This window comes from Kiloniella litopenaei (genome assembly GCF_000982415.1).
Classification (GTDB): domain Bacteria; phylum Pseudomonadota; class Alphaproteobacteria; order Kiloniellales; family Kiloniellaceae; genus Kiloniella; species Kiloniella litopenaei.
Map to the genome: position 1 here is coordinate 127,004 of NZ_LANI01000005.1, position 18,916 is coordinate 145,919.

12 protein-coding genes are annotated in these 18,916 nt (G+C 47.0%); 10 read left to right on the forward strand and 2 right to left on the reverse strand.

Annotation, left to right across the window (positions count from 1 at the left end):
- Positions 1-106: 106 nt before the first annotated feature.
- Positions 107-2,398, reverse strand: a complete 2,292-nt coding sequence (locus tag WH95_RS08765; protein WP_046505740.1) for an NADP-dependent malic enzyme — start codon at positions 2,396-2,398, stop codon at positions 107-109.
- Between the two features lie 462 nt (positions 2,399-2,860).
- On the opposite strand from WH95_RS08765, the gene WH95_RS20535 reads away from it, so the two are divergent.
- The 5 genes from WH95_RS20535 to murJ all read left to right on the forward strand — a co-directional run bounded on the left by WH95_RS20535 (position 2,861) and on the right by murJ (position 12,559).
- Positions 2,861-4,291 (forward strand): sensor histidine kinase, encoded by a 1,431-nt coding sequence (locus WH95_RS20535; protein ID WP_052741888.1) that lies wholly within the window; start codon positions 2,861-2,863, stop codon positions 4,289-4,291.
- Between the two features lie 354 nt (positions 4,292-4,645).
- Entirely contained in the window at positions 4,646-7,291 is a 2,646-nt protein-coding gene (gene mutS / locus WH95_RS08775; protein ID WP_046506152.1) for a DNA mismatch repair protein MutS, read from the forward strand.
- Between the two features lie 72 nt (positions 7,292-7,363).
- A complete protein-coding gene (locus WH95_RS08780) occupies positions 7,364-10,132 on the forward strand; it encodes a [protein-PII] uridylyltransferase (RefSeq protein WP_046505742.1) in 2,769 nt (922 codons plus the stop codon).
- 58 nt (positions 10,133-10,190) lie between these two features.
- Positions 10,191-10,742, forward strand: coding sequence for a PAS domain-containing protein (locus tag WH95_RS08785; protein ID WP_046505744.1), 552 nt, complete (start codon positions 10,191-10,193; stop codon positions 10,740-10,742).
- Between the two features lie 188 nt (positions 10,743-10,930).
- Positions 10,931-12,559: a murein biosynthesis integral membrane protein MurJ gene (murJ, locus tag WH95_RS08790; protein WP_046505746.1), complete on the forward strand. Its 1,629-nt coding sequence runs from the start codon at positions 10,931-10,933 to the stop codon at positions 12,557-12,559.
- Positions 12,560-12,638: 79 nt separating this feature from the next.
- Here the strand turns inward: murJ and WH95_RS08795 are convergent, their stop codons facing one another.
- Entirely contained in the window at positions 12,639-13,238 is a 600-nt protein-coding gene (locus WH95_RS08795; RefSeq protein ID WP_082114063.1) for a 2-hydroxychromene-2-carboxylate isomerase, read from the reverse strand.
- A gap of 156 nt (positions 13,239-13,394) precedes the next feature.
- On the opposite strand from WH95_RS08795, the gene WH95_RS08800 reads away from it, so the two are divergent.
- From WH95_RS08800 to WH95_RS08820, 5 genes are all read left to right on the forward strand, one after another.
- A complete protein-coding gene (locus WH95_RS08800; protein WP_046505752.1) occupies positions 13,395-14,165 on the forward strand; it encodes a DeoR/GlpR family DNA-binding transcription regulator in 771 nt (256 codons plus the stop codon).
- A gap of 137 nt (positions 14,166-14,302) precedes the next feature.
- Complete coding sequence (gene glpD, locus WH95_RS08805) at positions 14,303-15,820, forward strand: glycerol-3-phosphate dehydrogenase (protein ID WP_046505754.1); 1,518 nt, start codon at positions 14,303-14,305, stop codon at positions 15,818-15,820.
- Between the two features lie 52 nt (positions 15,821-15,872).
- Entirely contained in the window at positions 15,873-16,964 is a 1,092-nt protein-coding gene (locus WH95_RS08810; protein ID WP_046505757.1) for an ABC transporter ATP-binding protein, read from the forward strand.
- Positions 16,964-18,043, forward strand: coding sequence for an ABC transporter ATP-binding protein (locus WH95_RS08815; RefSeq protein ID WP_046505759.1), 1,080 nt, complete (start codon positions 16,964-16,966; stop codon positions 18,041-18,043). Before WH95_RS08810 ends, WH95_RS08815 begins: the two co-directional genes overlap by 1 nt.
- 2 nt (positions 18,044-18,045) lie before the next feature.
- Complete coding sequence (locus WH95_RS08820) at positions 18,046-18,915, forward strand: carbohydrate ABC transporter permease (RefSeq protein WP_046505761.1); 870 nt, start codon at positions 18,046-18,048, stop codon at positions 18,913-18,915.
- Position 18,916 lies beyond the last annotated feature (1 nt).

The window sequence follows — 18,916 nt, forward strand, 5'->3', positions numbered from 1 at the left end:
GAAGACGCTTATGAAAATCGTTTTAAAACAGTGGCTTCTGGTTGTTCAAATCCAGAAGCCACTGTGCATTTCATGAAACCGTAACAAATAACGTCAATTTTTTAAATCAGAGAAAAGGTTCTTCCATCTCATTTGTAATTGACTCATAGGCGCCAAGTGCCGCCATTGTTACCAGATCAGTGACGGTTGCCCCCATAGGAACGATCTGTACGGGTTTTTCCAGACCAACCAACATAGGACCGATGACCGCCGTGCTGCCGCCAGCCTTTTGAATTAGTTTGGTTGTAATGTTTGCAGAATGCAGCGCAGGCATGATCAGAATATTTGCAGGTCCTGTCAGGCGAGAGAAGGGGAACAGCCTTTGTTGAAGCTCAAAATCCAATGCGAGATTGGCTTGCATTTCGCCTTCGTATTCGAAGCTGACATTCATGGTATCAAGTACAGAAACCGCACGTCTGATCCGTGTTGTCGTCTCGCGTGTCGGGTTGCCGAAGTTTGAGAAGCTCAAAAAGGCGACGCGTGGCTCATAGCCCATTGCCTGAACATGAGAAGCCGCCTGAACAGCGATGTCAGCTAGTTGTTCGGATGATGGAACTTCGTTCACAGATGTATCGGCAACGAATATCGCCTTTCCATCGATGATCATCATGGACATACCCATGGCACGTTTGCCCGGTTTGCAGTTAATAGCCCGCATAGCGTCATCAAGTGATACTGCAAAGCTGCGGGTGAGACCCGTAACCATGGCATCTGCAATACCATCTGTTACAAGACAGGATGCAAAGATATTTCTGTTCTGATTAACCATGCGTTGGCAATCACGATAGAGCTTACCTTTGCGTTGCAAGCGATTGTATACATAATCGGTATAGCGTTCACGATGTTCGGAAATACTGGCGTTATGAATTTCGATAAAGTCGCCATTGATACCGAGACGTTGCATCGTGTTTTTGATGGTTTCTTCGCGTCCAACCAATAGTGGCGTACCATAGCCGGCATTGTAATAGGTTACTGCCGCGCGAATGGCTGATTCTTCTTCACCTTCGGCAAAGACAACTCGTTTTGGATTACTGCGGACTTTTTGGGCAATACGCATAAAGGTTGTTGCCGCCGGGTCCAGGCGGGCAGAAAGTTCGCGTTCATAGGCATCAAGGTCTTCGATATTTTTACCGGCAACACCACTTTCCATTGCAGCTTCAGCAACGGCCCGTGGGATAACAGCCACAAGGCGAGGATCAAAGGGGGCCGGAATAATGTAGTCCCGCCCATATTTGAGTTGTCTGCCTGCATAGGCCTTGCCTACTTCGTCGGGAACGTCCTCTTGTGCCAGTTCGGCCAAGGCCTTTGCCGCAGCTACTTTCATTTCCATGTTAATGCTGGATGCGCGGACATCAAGGGCGCCACGGAAGATGTAAGGAAAGCCGAGAACGTTGTTAACCTGGTTCGGGTAATCGGAACGTCCGGTCGCGATAATGGCATCATCCCGGACTTTAGCGACCTCTTCCGGGGTAATTTCAGGGTCCGGGTTAGCCATGGCAAAGATGATTGGGTTTGGCGCCATGCTTTTGATCATGTCGTTGGTAAATGCCCCTTTAACAGAAAGGCCAAAAACCACATCGGCGCTGTTCATCGCATCTTCCAGAGTACGATCATCTGTCGGCACAGCGTGGGCAGATTTCCATTGGTTCATGCCTTCTTCGCGCCCTTGGTAAATCACGCCTTTTGTATCACAAAGCAAAATATTTTCATGGGGAACACCCAGTGCTTTGACAAGTTCAGTACAGGCAATACCCGCGGATCCCGCACCGTTTACCACCATCTTGATTTTCTTTAGGTCTTTGCCAGTGATATCAATCGCGCTTAACAGACCGGCTGCGGCGATAATTGCTGTTCCGTGCTGGTCATCATGGAAAACCGGAATATCCAAAAGCTCTTGCAGCCTCTGTTCGATGATAAAGCATTCCGGGGCCTTGATATCTTCCAGATTGATGCCACCGAATGATTTGCCCAAAAAGCGGACGCAGTTGACAAACTCGTCAACATTTTCTGTATCAACCTCAAGATCAATACCATCGACATCGGCAAAGCGTTTGAAGAGAACGGCTTTACCTTCCATCACTGGTTTTGACCCCAATGCACCAAGGTTACCAAGTCCGAGTACAGCAGTACCGTTTGAAATTACGGCAACAAGGTTTCCCTTGGCGGTGTAGTCGTAGGCTGCTGCCGGGTTTTTGGCGATTTCCAAACAGGGTACGGCAACTCCAGGAGAATAGGCGAGGGATAAATCTCGTTGTGTTGTGAGGGGTTTGGTTGCCTTGATTTCCAGTTTTCCGGGACGTCCCGAGGCATGAAAGTCCAGCGCATCTGCGTCGGTGGTTCGGGAATTGTGCTTAGGCACGAGTCTGCTCTCCGCTATTAGAATAAATAAGTGTCGTCATCAGGGTGATTTAGGTCTTTTTTTGATATGAATAAAACCTGTTAAGCGGTTCTTGGGGATATACTGCATTGCAAAAAAGCCAATGGGAAGAGAAATTGTTCAAAAAAGTCCCTGTTGAGCTAATTAAATTAGCAATATGTGACGCTCATTGTTTTCACCAACGCGAAATAAGGGTAAAAGAAATAAGCAAATCGCGTTTTGATAAGAGAGAGTTAAGTAATTCTGTCTTATTGTTGAAAAGATCTTCTCTTGAGTGTGGATAGAAGAAAGCATTTAATCTTTGTTGATAAATTACTTGGCATTGGCTCGGAATATTTATGCAGACTCTTTCACGACGATATAAAGCCCTGATGATGGGGTTCTTAGCGTTAAATTTTATTGAGTGTCCAATTGATCAACAAAGTGCCTTTGTGGATTTTGCCGATGTTTAAACCTGCAAAAACCATTAATGCCAAATTATTATACCTTATTGTCCCTGCTGTTCTTATCGCCACGATGGTCGAATCCTTTGTTGATAGCTATCTGGATTTCGAAGAAGAGCAGACCATGGTTTCCGAACAGTGGCAGAATCTGGCAACGACCCAGGCCAATGTTGTTTCAGGGTATCTTTGGAATTTTGACCTGGAAGCGATTGATTCCCATTTGGGTAGTCTCGTTGAGTTTTCCGAAGTTTACAGGGCCGAGGTCTACGACGAAAAGGATAACTTGATAGCGAAAAAGGAAGTTGCTGATAAAATTTTACAAACTCATAGAAGCTATACTCTTGATATTGTCTACGAAGATCCTTTTGTTAACCGAAAGATAGGTAAATTTATTCTTGTTGTTGCCTACACGGATATAAAAACAAAGTTATGGAACAATTTTGTTGATGAAATCCCCGAGGGTATCCTGTTGGTTTTTGGTCTGTCCGGGGTTCTTTTCTTTGCAACCCGACGATATTTAATCAAACCAATACAGGATCTTGGCCAAGGTTTCGCGTCTTTTGACAAGCAGGAACTTCGCCATAAAATTCCGGTAAAATCAGAAGATGAAGTTGGCGACCTTATTGAAGGTTACAACCGAATGATTGATAAGTTGGAACAGCACGAAAAGCAGCAATTGATTTATGTGCAAGGGTTGGAAGCGGCTAATCGGGCCAAGACCTACTTCCTGGCGAATATGAGCCACGAATTGCGCACGCCCTTGAATGCGATCATCGGCTTTTCAGAAATGATCAAGTACGAAATGCTCGGGAAGATTGAGGAGCCGCGCTATAAGGCCTATGCAGAGGATATATACAGCAGTGGGTCGTTGTTGTTGGAAATTATCAACGACATTCTCGACATGTCAAAGATTGAAGCGGGTGAGCTAAGTCTGGTTGAAGAAGTTGTTGATATTGAAGAGGCTGTGTCTGCTTGCCTGAAAATTGTCAATAATCGTGCTGAACGTAACCATATAACGCTGAAATCAAACGTTAGTCCCGATTGCCCTTATCTTCTCGGGGATAACACCAGGTTGCGACAACTGTTACTGAACTTGTTGAGTAATGCGGTGAAGTTCACGGCCGAAGGCGGAGAGGTTGTTTTATCTGCATGGCTGAACGAGAAAACCCAAATAGTTATCTCGGTTGAAGATACTGGGATCGGTATTCCAAGGGAAAAAATCAAAGAAGTCCTTAAGCCTTTTATTCAGGTGGATAGCCACCTTACGCGTCAACACGAAGGCACTGGTTTAGGGCTACCTTTATCTAAAACTTTGATGGAATTACACGATGGCGAACTCATTTTAGAAAGTGAGTTTAACAAAGGGACTAAAGTTACTTTGGTCTTTCCATCCAAGCGTACAGATATGAGTGTGAAAAAGCGGGCAAACTGAGTCCCTGACAGCCCAGAGATAGTCCAGAGACAACCCAGAAATTTTAAATTGAAAATAGAGTAAGCATTCTTTGCTCGGCAATGTGAGTGTGTTATTTTCCCCACCCTGTTTTCTTTTTTAGAGTATTGTCTTTCTGTGACTGAAATAATAACGACCGCATCTAGCGACCAAGATCAAGATACGACATCCACTGTGCTTTCAGGTCGTGTGAAAAGCAAAAAGGCTGAGCATTCTCTGCCGAATTCGACGGTCAAGAAGCAGTCTGCGGAAAAAGACCAGATCGAACCAAAAGACCAGATTAAATTAAAAGACAAGACCGCATCAAAAGCAAAGTCAGTTGAAAAAGTAACGCCAATGATGGCGCAATATTTAGAGATTAAAGCGGATCATCCAGACTCTTTATTATTCTATCGCATGGGTGATTTTTACGAGCTTTTCTTTGAAGATGCGGTGCAGGCGTCTGAAGCTTTGGATATCACCTTGACCAAAAGGGGACATCACAAAGGTGATGATATCCCGATGTGCGGTGTGCCCTTTCATGCGGCAGAAGGTTATTTGTCTCGCTTGATTCGCAAAGGCTTTAAAGTCGCGATTTGCGAACAGATGGAAAACCCGGCCGAAGCCAAAAAGCGTGGAGCAAAATCCGTTGTAAAGCGCGGGGTAGTCCGTCTTGTTACGCCGGGGACAATTACAGAAGACGAACTTCTCGATGCCCGCAGTCACAACTATCTGGCTGCTTTAACGGATGCGGCGGGTGACTATGGTCTTTCCTGGTTGGATATGTCCACTGGGGATTTTTACACGCAACCGCTGGAAGCTTCTGAAAAGAATATCAATGGTGTCCTTCTTGCAGCTTTGGCACGGCTGAACCCCGGCGAGCTTTTGTTACCGGAACGTTTGTTCTTGCGTGAAGAGCTGGCCGATGTGGTGAATGAGTGGCGATCTATTCTGTCGCCCCTGCCATCATCGCGATTTGATAGTGAAAATGCCCGTCGACGTTTGGAGGATGTCTTTTCCATAAAGGCACTTGATGCTTTTGGGGAATTCTCTCGGGCTGAAGTCGCTGCTTCGGGCTCTTTACTTGATTATGTTGAGCTCACGCAAAAGGGTAAACTCCCCCGCTTGTCATCCCCGAAACGGGTGCGCAGTGATGCGGTTATGGAAATTGACGCGGCAACGCGACGGAACCTTGAGCTGACACAGGCATTGACGGGTGGGCGCAAGGGAAGTCTGCTCGCAACCATTGACCGGACAGTTACAGGTGCTGGCGCCCGGTTACTGGGGTCGCGTATTGCCGCCCCTCTGACAGAACCCGAAGCGATTTCCCATCGTTTGAACATGGTGTCATGGTTTGTCGAAGAAGATGGCCTTCGACAGGATTTGCGCGCAAGTCTTCGGCAGTGCCCCGATATTGAACGAGGTCTTTCCCGTTTGACCGTTGGACGAGGGGGACCACGTGATGTTGCTGGTATCCGCGATGCATTGCACGAAGCGGGCAGATTAAAGTCGATACTGAGCGGGGTACAGCCTGATAGTCTGCCCGAAGGTATCAAAAACTGTATTAAGAATTTGGGTGACCACCGCGAACTTTGCGATGTGCTCCAGCGCGCTTTACTGGACGATTTGCCGTTGCTTGCCCGGGATGGCGGTTTTATTGCCGCGGGCTTTTCACCTGAGCTGGATGAGTATAAGCAACTGCGTGACGACAGCCGTAAATTGATTGCTGGTCTTCAAGCCCGATATGCCAAAATTACAGGTGTTAATAGCCTGAAAGTTAAACACAACAACGTTCTGGGCTATTTTATTGAAGTCAGCTCGACAAATGCATCCAAGGTTAACATTGATGCTGAGTCGGAATTTATTCATCGTCAGACGCTTGCTTCTGCGATGCGCTTTACCACCGTTGAGCTCTCTGATCTAGAACAAAAGATTTCCGGTGCTGCGGGCAAGGCCTTGGCTATTGAGCTGGAACTCTATGATGATTTGATTGCCAAGGTGATAGAGCAAGCTGATCAGATAGCTTTGGCGGCGCGTACGCTTGCAGAGCTGGATGTTAATGCTGCCTTGGCGGAGCTGGCTGTCAGCGAGCGTTGGAACCGTCCCAAGGTCGATGGCAGTCTGGCGTTTGATATTGTTGCTGGTCGTCATCCCGTTGTGGAAGCTGCCCTGTCCAGAACCTCTGAAGGGCCCTTTGTCGCCAATAACTGTACCTTAGAAGATCAACAGCGTTTGTGGTTGATTACTGGGCCTAACATGGCGGGTAAATCGACTTTCCTCCGGCAAAATGCCTTGATCGCGGTTCTGGCACAGATGGGGTCATTTGTGCCGGCGGAATCTGCGCATATAGGATCTGTTGATCGATTATTCAGTCGTGTTGGTGCGGCTGATGATCTCGCTCGCGGGCGATCTACCTTTATGGTCGAAATGGTGGAAACAGCGGTCATTTTGAATCAATCGACAGAACGGTCGTTGGTTATTCTGGATGAAATTGGACGCGGTACAGCGACTTACGATGGTTTGTCGATTGCATGGGCCTGTGTTGAACATTTGCATGAAACCAATAAATCACGTGCCTTGTTTGCGACCCATTACCATGAACTCACCAGTCTGACATCAAAGCTTAAGTCGCTTTCCTGTCATTCCATGCGAGTCAAGGAATGGAAGGGGGAAGTTGTCTTTCTGCACGAAGTCACCAATGGGGCCGCTGATCGGTCCTATGGAATTCATGTGGCAAAACTGGCGGGATTGCCGGTTGCTGCCGTTACCCGTGCCGAGCAGGTTTTGGAGACGTTGGAAAAGGACGGTCAGGCTGGAAATTTAACACATCTTGCCGAAGATTTACCTCTGTTTGCCAGTTTGCCGACGACAACGGCGGAAGCTGACGTTGAGAAGGGAGTTTCTGTGGTTGATCAACGACTAAGTGAAATAAATGTGGATGATTTGACACCGCGTCAGGCACTGGATTTACTTTATGAGCTTAAAGCGGTTGATCAAGAATAGGCCCCTTGGTCTTTAAAAGTTAAAGGTCCAGAGAATATCAGATAACAACACATGTTATAAAAACAGGACGGCATGCCGATAACATCTCTCGATTATGCGTATCATCAAGACGTAAAAAGTAAGACGGCTATTTTTCCTGCTTCCAAGCTTGAAGCCGCGATAGCGACTATTTGTGCTTCTGATGAGAAAAGCCAGGACAAGCGTAATAAAGTCCTGGCGCTTTTGCGTGATGCTTTGCAAGCAGGCCATGCTGAGGTTCGCAGACGTTTTGATAAAAAATCGTCTGGGACAATGGTTGTTCGTGCGAACTGTTTCCTGGTTGATCAAATTTTGAAATTGGTTTTCAAATTTGTAGAGGAAGAACTATATCCAATTGGGTCGCGTTCCAAGGGTGAAAGCTTTGCTGTTGTGGCTGTTGGGGGATATGGACGAGGCGAGTTAGCTCCTCAATCTGATGTCGATCTATTATTTTTGTTGCCTTACAAGAGTGTCCCCCGGACCGAGCAAGTGGTTGAGGCCATGCTTTATTTTCTGTGGGATCTTAATTTCAAAGTGGGACATTCCGTTCGCAATGTGAAGGAATGTATTCGGAGCTCACTTTCGGATTTGACGATTAACACGGCTATTTTAGAGGCTCGTTATCTCTGTGGCGATGATGCTCTCTATACCAAGTTAAGAAAGACTTATGACCGGGTTGTTCGTTCTGGACACGGGGCGGAATTTATCGAACAAAAACTCAAAGAACGAAGTGAACGCCACAAAAAAGTCGGCGGTTCCCGTTATACGTTGGAACCAAATATCAAAGAGGGTAAGGGCGGATTAAGAGACTTACATACCCTGTTCTGGATTGCGAAATTTATCTATCAGGTTGATGACATATCCAGTTTGGTTGAAAGGGGAATCTTTACCAAACAGGAAGTTCGACAGTTTGCCAAAGCACAGTCATTTTTGTGGTCCCTACGATGTGCATTACATTATCTGACGAATAGACCTGAAGAACGCTTGTCTTTTGATGTACAGCGCGATCTTGCTGATTGGATGAACTATACTGATCATGCAGGAACCAAGGGCGTCGAGCGGATGATGAAACATTACTTCATTGTTGCGAAAGAGGTCGGTGGCTTAACACGTATCTTCTGTGCGGCCTTGGAAGCTGAACATAACCGAAGATCTGGATTTCGTTTGCCTCTCCCCTTTTTAAAGCGCAAACGTTCCATCGAAAAATTCCGGCTAGAGGGGGATCGTCTGACTTTTCGCAAAGACGATTCCATTGAAACAAATCCTGTGGAAATGTTACGTATCTTCCATGTTGCTCAAAAGCACGATTTGGATATTCATCCTGCGGCGTTGCGGAAAATTACCCAGTCATTACGTTTGATCAATAAGAGTGTTCGTCAAGACGGTGCAGCGAGTCGTTTGTTTTTGAATATTCTTACCTCGCCCAAGGATCCTGAAAAAACATTGCGTCGATTGAATGAGTCCGGTGTTTTAGGGCGTTTTGTTCCCGATTTCGGGCGTGTTGTCGCCTTGATGCAATTCAATATGTATCATCACTATACGGTAGATGAGCACACTTTGTTCGCGGTGGGAATTTTACACCAGATCGAAAAGGGAGCTCTTAAGAAGGAAGCCCCGATTGCCAGCGAGGTCGTGCATAAAATTCTATCTCGTAAGGTCCTTTATGTGGCTGTTTTCCTGCATGACATTGCCAAGGGAAGAAAGGGGGATCATTCGAAAGAAGGTGCTAAAATAGCACAGAGAATTTGTCCTCGTATGGGGTTAACGCCAGAGGAAACGGAAACTGTTTCGTGGTTGGTGCGTTATCACTTAACCATGAGTGAAACAGCTTTCTCACGGGATATTGATGATCCTAAAACGATCCAGGACTTTTCCGAAATCGTTCAGTCTCCGGAACGATTAAGGTTATTGCTGGTGTTAACAGTTGCCGATATTCGGGCAGTGGGACCCAATGTATGGAATGCTTGGAAAGCAGCGTTATTACGCGATCTTTACTGGCGCACCGAAGAGCTTCTATCTGGTGGGCTGGCCGCAGAAGGGCAAGAAAGACGAATTCAGGTAGCTTGGGAAGTTTTGACAAAAGAGCTCTCTCATTGGCCTGCTCAGGATGTTGCGAAGCACCTGGAGCTTGGAACCGTGTCCTATTGGATTTCGACAGACACAGAAACCCAGAAACGTCGGGCGGAATTAATTCGCAAGGCTGAAAATGATAAGTCTCCTTATACATCCGAAGTTCGTGTTGATACCTATCGCCAGATTACAGAGGTAACAATCTATACCGCGGACCATCCGGGCTTGTTCAGCAGGGTTGCGGGTGCTTTGGCTGTATCCGGCGCCTCTATTGAGGGGGCAACCATCCATACCCTAAAAAACGGGATGGCATTGGATAGCTTTTATATTGCTGATGCCCAGACCAAGACCGTAATTAATGATCCAGAGCGTTTGGCAACGCTGGAAACGGCGATTGAAAAGTCCCTGACGGGCGAATTGAAAACAGCAAAACTCCTTAAGAATCTTCCGACCAGATTGCCAAGCAGGGTGCACAAGGCATTGAAAGTTAAACCACGCGTGCTGGTCGATAACAAAGCGAGTGAAAGTTATACTGTTTTGGAAATTAATGGTCAGGACCGCCCCGGATTACTTTACTTTCTGACCCAAGCCCTGACCAAGCTTGGTTTGTTGGTTCATTCAGCGCGGATTGCGACCTATGGTGTTCGTGCGGTCGATGTTTTTTATGTACAGTCTGCTTTGGGCGACAAGGTGTCGTCAGAACAAAAAGTGAAAAACATACAAAAAAAATTACTTGAAGTGCTCAATGCTTGATTAACTCTCTGTGGGCTAAACTGTCGTAAGTAAGTCAGTTTAGCTGTGAGTTAAAGGCATGAAATCCGTTTCGTCACTGGGTTTTACAAGTCCGCGTTGTCAGCGTTTGCATGACTATTGGTGGGAGTTGAAATATTCCTGTGGCCAAACTGTTCCTAAAAAAAGTGATTTTAATCCAGCTGCAATTAAAGATATTTTATCACACATTCTGATACATGATCTGAGTAAACCCGGACAATCGTTGTTACGACTTGCTGGTACGGGAATTGTTGATCGTCTTGGGTTTGATCCTACAGGGCGGGATTATGTTGAGTTTGTCGCAGAAGATCGCCGGGATGCTGCCTATAACGAGCTCTACAAAGTGGCTTCTTTTCCCTGTGGCATGCGGGTGATTCTGGAAGGCAGGTATCAATCAGGACTGGTACATATTTCTGAATCGGTTGGCTATCCACTTTGTTCCGATAGTGGGGATTATCACTTTCTGGTCTTCATTGACGATGTGCTTGAAAATATTGAGTGGCATCAAAGCCCTGACAAACAGTTGAATTATAGCAAGGTTAATCAAAGGGATTATATTGATATTGGGTTTGGGACACCTCTTTCAGATTAAAATAAACTAGAGAAGATTATAGAAAGCCCTTTGTATAGATCAGCTTTATCGTTTCTGTGCATGGTCTTCCCCTTTGCAAAATCATTCCCTTCCAAATTAGAACGGCTTCCTCTACAAAGAGTGTGAACATGGGGGAGAGTTTAACAGGAAGAGAAACTCCCTTTGTGAGTTCTATGTGGAGTATCTGAATGTCTTTGGTTCGTAATCTGGCAACAGTGAGCGGCTTTACAGGGTTAAGCCGTATTCTCGGGTTTGTGCGTGATATCCTTGTCGCTGCTTTTTTGGGTGCGGGACCAATTGCCGATGCCTTCTTTGTTGCTTTTAGATTACCGAATCTATTTCGTCGTTTGTTTGCCGAGGGCGCTTTTAATGCAGCTTTTGTCCCTCTGTATGCTGGCAAGGTAGAAGCCGAGGGACGCGACGCTGCCCAGACTTTTGCAGAGCAAACTCATGCGGTTATGTTTACCTTTATGTTGTTGTTGACCTTTGGTGCGATGGCGTCAATGCCATGGGTTACCTACGCGCTTGCACCGGGGTTTGAAGATTGGGCTCTTAAGGTCTCAACGCAGGAAGCCATAAATCTTAAAGCCGACGGACTTGATACCGTTCTGGCTATTCCGAGCGAATTTATTTCAAAGCTGGCTTATGCCGAGCAGCTCAACATGATCACTTTTCCCTATTTGTTTTTTATGGTCATCGTTGCGCTGTTTTCTGGCATGTTGAACTCTTTGGGACGTTTTGCAGCAGCGGCGGCGGCCCCTATTTTACTCAACGTCTTTTTCATTATTACCCTTGTTCTAATTGTTCCACGAGTAGCAGATCCCGGACGGGCGATGGCGTGGACGGTAAGTGCCGCTGGGTTTGGTCAGATGCTTTTGTTGTATATTTCGCTTAAGCGTGCTGGCTTGAACATGAGAATGAGACTGCCAAGACTATCCAGTGACGTGAAGACCTTAATGCGACGTATGGTTCCTGGTGTACTCTCGGCGGGTGCCATGCAGATTAATGTTGTTATTGGTACGATGATTTCGACATTTCAGGAAGCTGGTGTTTCTTTCCTCTATTATGCTGAACGTGTCTACCAATTACCTTTGGGTATGATAGGAATTGCCTTTGGTGTTGTTCTTTTGCCCGAACTCGCTCGAAAGTTAAAAGCGGATGACCAAAAGGGGGCAATGAACAGCATGAACCGGGGCATGGAAATGGCGTTGTTATTGACGTTACCAGCTACGATTGCCCTGATTGTGATGCCTTGGCCTATTGTTGTGACGTTGTTCGAGCGGGGGTTGTTTAGCCGTGAAACAAGTGACGCTACTGCGATAGCACTTATGGCCTATGCGGCTGGGCTTCCGGCTTATGTACTGGTGAAAATTCTGCAACCTGCTTTTTATGCGCGGGAAGATACGGTAACGCCATTCCGTTTGGCGTTGGTATCTATTGTTCTAAACATAGCACTCAGTTTGGTGCTTTTTCAGTTTATCCAATATGTCGGAATTGCACTGGCAACTGCGATTTCATCTTGGGTGAATGTTTTGATGCTTTGGATTGTGTTGGTGCGTAAGGGCCACCTGAGCCTTGATGGTCGATTTATTTCAAGATTACCAAAAATCTTGGCGTCATCCCTCGTTATGGGTGGTGTGTTGTGGTCTGGAATGCGTTGGGTGCGCCCATGGTTTGATGGTGCGCTTTACGAAAAAGTTGCGGCGCTTTCGGTGCTGATTGGCGCTGGTCTTCTTGTCTATGCACTATTGTCGTTGTTGCTCGGCGCTGTGCGGCCGGCTGATTTTTCGGCTATGTTCCGGCGCGGTAAAGCATAAAGCTTCGGGCGATTTAAATCCAATGGTGAAATACATTGGAATGGTCTTTTCACCATTGGATGAATTGAGCTGGAGTGAGTTAATTTTCCAGGGCTTGATCCAGAAAATTGATACGGTCCTGTCCCCAAAAGTTTTCATCGTTATAAATATAAGTCGGAGAGCCAAAGACATCTCGCTTATGAGCCTCTAGTGTCGTGTTGCGATAGACTTGAGCCATGGCATCACTTTTGGCCTGTGCAATAAGTGTGTTTGGGTCAAAACCACAGTCACGTGCAATTTCTGCAAGCGTTACTTCATCGGCAATGTTTCGGTCTTGAGCCCAGACGGCGGTCAGAATGGCATCGCTAAAGGGGCCAGCATTACCGCTTGCTTCTTGTATTGCATAGATCATTTGGGCGGCGAGGGTTTGGTCGGCTGGCCAAAAGGCAGGTTCAAAGTTTATGGGAACCCCTAAGTGCTTGGACCAGCGTTTTAGCTCAACCATTCTGTATTTCATGCGTGATGGGTGGCGTTTACTTGGGGGCGTTCCCCTCATAGCCTCAAATGTGTCCATAACAGATATGGGTTTGTAGTTCACAACGGCGCTATGTTTAGCCACAACGGCGTTAAATTGTTTAATGCCGAGGTAACTCCAGGGGGAGAGTAGAAAGTGATAGTTATCTATAACTTTGGTCATCATTAAGTCCTGATGTGGGGTGGTAAGTACCTGCAGGTGGCTAATCGAGGGACAAAAGTTTCGTTTTCGATAAAGCGAAACTTTTGTTCTTTCGTTTTTCTTGAAGTCATTTTAAACTGTAATCAATATATAATAATAAATGAGTTCGGGGGAATAAAAATGGATACTCTCAATCCCAGACAGCGTGAAATTGTTGGGCTTGCGCGGGAGGAAGGGCGTGTTTTGGTCGAAGAGCTTGCCACTCGTTTTGAGGTTTCGCTGCAGACCATACGCAAAGATCTCAATGAAATATGTGCGCGGGCCATATTGAAAAGAATCCATGGCGGTGCTGTCTTTGCGGCAGGTGTCGAAAATTTGCGCTATGACGCGCGACGGATGATTGCCAAGGATGAAAAAAGAGGCATTGGTGCTGCGGCTGCTGATCTGGTGCCTGACAATTGCTCTCTTTTTATCAATATCGGCACAACAACCGAAGAAGTTGCACAGTGCTTGTTAAGCAAGAAAGATTTGTTGGTTATTACCAATAATATTAATGTTGCCAATATATTACGCCCTGCACCCTCTATTGATGTGATTATTGCCGGGGGAATGGTTCGTCGTTCAGATGGTGGGGTCGTGGGCGAAACGGCTGTTGATTTTATCAAGCAATTCAAAGTGGATTTTGCCATTATTGGAACGTCTGCCGTGGATGACGACGGGTCTTTGCTTGATTTCGATCTGCGGGAAGCGAAAGTTGCCCAGGCCATAATTGACAACGCACACCATGTCATTTTGTGTGCAGATAAAATGAAACTAAAACGAACCGCCCCTGTTCGCGTGGCCGAATTTGATCAAATTAATACTTTTGTCACAGACCGCCTTGAATCCGAAAACTTGAGGAAAATCTGTAGGGATAGCGGTATCCGGCTTATTGAATCTGAGCTGTCATAAAAATGTAATAAAAATTTTCACTTGCGAACCTTGAAATCTTCGAATAGCGTTCAAAACGAAACCAAAAGGAAAGTGGTTTCGAAAGATTCGAATAATACAGTACGGCGTATCTGCAAGTGCTGTGTCGGGGAGGTAATGTGAGCGGTCAGACGTATGATCTGGTCATCGTTGGTGGTGGCGTTAATGGGTGTGGAATCGCAAGAGATGCTGCGGGTCGTGGGCTCTCTGTATGCGTTGTAGAGCAAAGTGATCTGGCACAGGCAACGAGTTCTGCAAGCACCAAGCTTATTCATGGTGGATTGCGTTACCTCGAACACTATGAGTTCAGGCTTGTTCGCGAAGCTTTGATCGAACGCGAAACCCTTTGGGCAATGGCGCCGCATATTATCTGGCCGCTTCGTTTCGTTTTACCGCACAATAAATCCCAACGTCCCGGCTGGCTTATTCGCATTGGCCTTTTCCTCTACGACAATCTCGGCGGGCGCAAGAAACTCCCAGCAAGTCACGGCCTGAACCTGAAAACCGACGAAGCGGGATCTCCGTTGAAAGAAGGTTTTGCAAAGGGCTTTGAATATTCTGATTGCTGGGTTGATGATGCGCGTTTAGTGGCACTGAACGCTATTGATGCGCGGGATAAAGGCGCAGATATTCACTGTCGTACCCGTTGTGTTGATGCCAAGGTTAAAGATGGCATCTGGAATCTGACCTGTGAAGATACCAACGATGGTGAGCGACAGGTCATCAAGGGCAAAGTCCTGGTAAATGCCTCTGGCCCATGGGTGTCCAAGTTCCTGAACGAGGAAATGGAGAGTTCTTCAAACCACTCCATTCGAATGGTCAAAGGTAGCCACATTGTGGTGCCAAAGCTCTTTGATCACGATCGCTGCTATATCTTCCAAAACGATGACAAGCGTATTGTTTTTGCTATTCCCTATGAAAAAGACTTCACGCTGATCGGCACCACTGACGAAGATTTCCAGGGTGATCCTGCTGATGTGAAGATTTCTCAGGACGAGATTGAATATCTTTGCCGTCTTTCCAACAGCTACTTCAAAACATCGATTTCTTCCAACCAGGTTGTTCACACCTATTCCGGTGTTCGCCCGCTTTATGATGACGGTGCGAGCCAGGCTCAGGAAGCAACACGCGACTATGTTCTCAAGGTTGATGAACTTGATGGCGCCCCTGCGCTGAATATTTTTGGCGGTAAAATTACCACCTATCGCCGTCTTGCAGAACATGCGATTGAAAAACTTGCTGGATTTTTCCCCGAAATTGGGGGAGCTTGGACTCAGGGCGCTACCCTTCCTGGGGGCGACTTCCCTTGTGAGCAGGCAACTGAACAAGTTTCTAAATTACTAAAAGACTATCCGTTTATAACAAAAAGCCATGCGGAGCGGTTGATACGGAGTTACGGAACTCGCTATTCGCTTTTACTTGGCAATGCAACGTCGCTAGAGGATTTAGGTCAGAATTTCGGAGCTGACCTTTATGAAGCAGAAGTGCGTTATCTGATGATCCACGAATGGGCGCAGAAAGCGGACGATGTACTGTGGCGTCGAAGCAAACTAGGACTGAGAATCAAGGGAGCAGACAAGGAAGCACTATCTGAATGGATGGCGCTGAATATTAAAAAACTGGCACAAGCCAGCTAAGCAAAAATAGAAAAACAAAACCAACTTTTTAGTTGAGTTTCGTGGGGTTGAAATGACGTTATCTCTAGAGAATATCTGGAGGACGGTCGGAGACGAAGTACACATAGCTGAGGCAAACCTCAGTCTGGAACGTGGTACGCTAAATACGCTTCTCGGACCGACTCTTTCGGGTAAAACCAGCTTGATGCGGCTCATGGCCGGCTTGGACAAGCCGACCAAGGGGCGTATTTCCTTTGATGGTATCGATGTAACAGGCGTTCGGGTTCAAGATCGCAATGTTGCCATGGTTTACCAGCAGTTTATTAACTATCCGGCATTGACTGTGTACGAGAACATTGCGTCTCCGTTACGCATTGCCCGCGCTCCGGCTGACGAGATTGATCGTAAGGTTCGTGAAGCTGCCGCAATGATGAAGCTGGAACCGATGCTGGATCGGACACCGCTTGAACTTTCAGGTGGTCAACAGCAACGTACTGCCTTGGCACGGGCGATGGTTAAGGGCGCGGATCTTGTTCTGTTGGATGAGCCGCTGGCGAACCTTGATTACAAGTTACGTGAAGAGCTTCGCGAAGAATTGCCCCGGGTTTTTGCAGAAACGGGTGCAATTTTCGTTTATGCGACAACGGAACCGACCGAGGCATTGTTGTTAGGTGGTAACACCGCGACTTTGCACGAAGGTCGGATTACACAATTCGGGCCGACAATCGATATCTATCGTAACCCGGGTGATCTCTTGACCGCTGATGTGTTCTCGGACCCGCCGATTAACACCTTGCCTGTCAGTATCAAAGGCGGTGTGGTCAGTCACGGCGAGAAATTCTCTGCGCAGGCCAGTGGTGTATTGTCTCAGGTTCGTGATGGTGATTACACATTGGGTTTCCGCCCAAATCATCTACACATCGACAGTGGCCCGGATATGATTCCTTTTAAGACCAAGGTTGCGGTTACAGAAATCACCGGATCTGAAAGCTTTGTGCATGTGGATTTCGCCGATCAGCGTTGGGTCAGCCTGACACACGGTGTACAGGAAGTTGAAATCGATAGTGATATCGAGGTCTATCTGGAACCGTCCAAGTGTTTTGTTTTTGATACCAATGGCAAGCTGGTTGCGGGTCCCTGGGGTACAGCCGGGGGGCAAGCGTAATGGCGAAGATTGAACTGAACGGTTTGGCGCATTCCTATATGCCGCACATTCAGGAGCCTCAGGATTTTGCCCTTAAAGAGCTTAATCACGTGTGGGAAGATGGTGGAGCCTATGCCCTGCTTGGTCCATCTGGTTGTGGTAAAACAACGCTTCTGAATATTATCTCTGGCTTGTTGAAGCCGACACATGGCGAAATTCTCTTTGACGGAGAAGCTGTTACCAATAAGGCAACTGAAGACCGCAACATCGCACAGGTTTTCCAGTTTCCTGTGGTTTACGACACCATGACTGTCTATGACAATCTGGCTTTCCCGCTTCGCAATCGCGGCGTTGGTGCCAGTGAGGTTGACGGGCGGGTTCGTGAAATCGCTGAACTGCTTGAAATGAGCGACAGCCTCAAGCGTAAAGCCAGTGGCCTTACCGCAGATGCCAAGCAAAAGATCTCTCTGGGACGCGGTCTGGTTCGTGCCGACGTGTCAGCGATACTGTTTGATGAACCGTTGACGGTCATTGACCCGCATTTGAAATGGCAGTTGCGCTCTCAGCTTAAGCACCTGCACAAGCGCTTTAACTACACGATGGTGTATGTGACACACGATCAGACCGAAGCCCTGACTTTCGCTGATAAAGTTGTTGTTATGTACGATGGCGCCGTTGTTCAGATGGGAACACCTGAAGAGCTGTTCGAACGTCCAAAGCACACATTTGTGGGCTATTTCATCGGCTCGCCGGGGATGAACGTGGTGCCGTGCCATGTTGATGGCAAACAGGCAATGGTTGCCGATCATGCTTTCGCTATGGAACAGGGCCTGAGCAACATTCCAGAAGGTGCTTCATTAGAGGTTGGCATTCGTCCGGAATTCCTGTCGCTTTCACGCGAAGGATCCGGTCCGACCGTTTCTATTCAAAAGGTAGAAGACCTCGGTCGATTTAAGGTTGCGAGCGTTCGCCTTGAAGATCACGAATTTAAAGTGATGGTCAACGAAGAAGATGAAGTTCCAACTGATGGTGCGCGGCTTGTTGTCGATCCAACGCATGTAAATCTTTATGCGAACAGCCATTTGGTAGAGGAGGCTTGATCATGAATAAATGGTCCGATAACCGCGCCTGGTGGCTTGTTCTTCCCGTTGTTTTAATCGTGGCGTTTTCTGCAGTCATTCCTTTGATGACAGTGGTTAACTATGCATTTCAGGATACCTTCGGGAATAATGAATTTTTCTGGGCAGGTATTGAATGGTTCCGGGAAGTTCTGCGTTCTGACCGTTTCCATGGGGCGTTGGGGCGTCAGTTCCTGTTCTCTTTTATTATCCTTTCTATCGAAATCCCGCTTGGTATTGCCATTGCGTTGGCGATGCCGAAAAAAGGTCTGTGGGTGCCATTTTGTTTGATCCTTATGGCCTTGCCACTGCTTATCCCCTGGAACGTGGTGGGAACGATCTGGCAGATTTTTGGCCGTATTGATATCGGTCTTCTGGGCGCTGTTCTGGATGGATTGGGTATTGAATACAACTATACGCAAAATGCACTTGATGCCTGGGTAACCCTCATTGTCATGGATGTCTGGCACTGGACATCACTTGTCGTGTTGCTCTGTTATGCTGGTCTACAGTCCATTCCAGATGCCTACTATCAGGCAGCCCGGATTGACGGTGCCAGCAAGTGGGCGACATTCCGTTTTATCCAGTTGCCGAAAATGAACCGTGTGCTTCTGATTGCCGTTCTGCTGCGCTTTATGGATAGCTTTATGATCTATACCGAGCCTTTTGTTGTGACGGGCGGTGGACCGGGTAACGCGACAACCTTCCTGTCGATTGATTTGGTTCAAATGGCAATTGGTCAGTTTGACCTGGGGCCTGCTGCGGCCATGTCATTGGTCTATTTCTTAATCATTCTGCTCTTCAGCTGGGTATTCTTCACAGTGATGAGCTATTTAGACAGAGCGGAGTCCTAAG

Excerpts from the sequence above, each read along its gene's own strand:
- WH95_RS08780 (WP_046505742.1), top strand. The coding sequence starts at position 7,364 with ATGCCGATAACATCTCTCGATTATGCGTATCATCAAGACGTAAAAAGT.
- WH95_RS08795 (WP_082114063.1), bottom strand. The coding sequence starts at position 13,238 with ATGATGACCAAAGTTATAGATAACTATCACTTTCTACTCTCCCCCTGG.
- murJ (WP_046505746.1), top strand. The coding sequence starts at position 10,931 with ATGTCTTTGGTTCGTAATCTGGCAACAGTGAGCGGCTTTACAGGGTTA.
- WH95_RS08815 (WP_046505759.1), top strand. The coding sequence starts at position 16,964 with ATGGCGAAGATTGAACTGAACGGTTTGGCGCATTCCTATATGCCGCAC.
- WH95_RS20535 (WP_052741888.1), top strand. The coding sequence starts at position 2,861 with ATGTTTAAACCTGCAAAAACCATTAATGCCAAATTATTATACCTTATT.
- mutS (WP_046506152.1), top strand. The coding sequence starts at position 4,646 with ATGATGGCGCAATATTTAGAGATTAAAGCGGATCATCCAGACTCTTTA.
- WH95_RS08820 (WP_046505761.1), top strand. The coding sequence starts at position 18,046 with ATGAATAAATGGTCCGATAACCGCGCCTGGTGGCTTGTTCTTCCCGTT.
- WH95_RS08800 (WP_046505752.1), top strand. The coding sequence starts at position 13,395 with ATGGATACTCTCAATCCCAGACAGCGTGAAATTGTTGGGCTTGCGCGG.
- WH95_RS08810 (WP_046505757.1), top strand. The coding sequence starts at position 15,873 with ATGACGTTATCTCTAGAGAATATCTGGAGGACGGTCGGAGACGAAGTA.
- WH95_RS08785 (WP_046505744.1), top strand. The coding sequence starts at position 10,191 with ATGAAATCCGTTTCGTCACTGGGTTTTACAAGTCCGCGTTGTCAGCGT.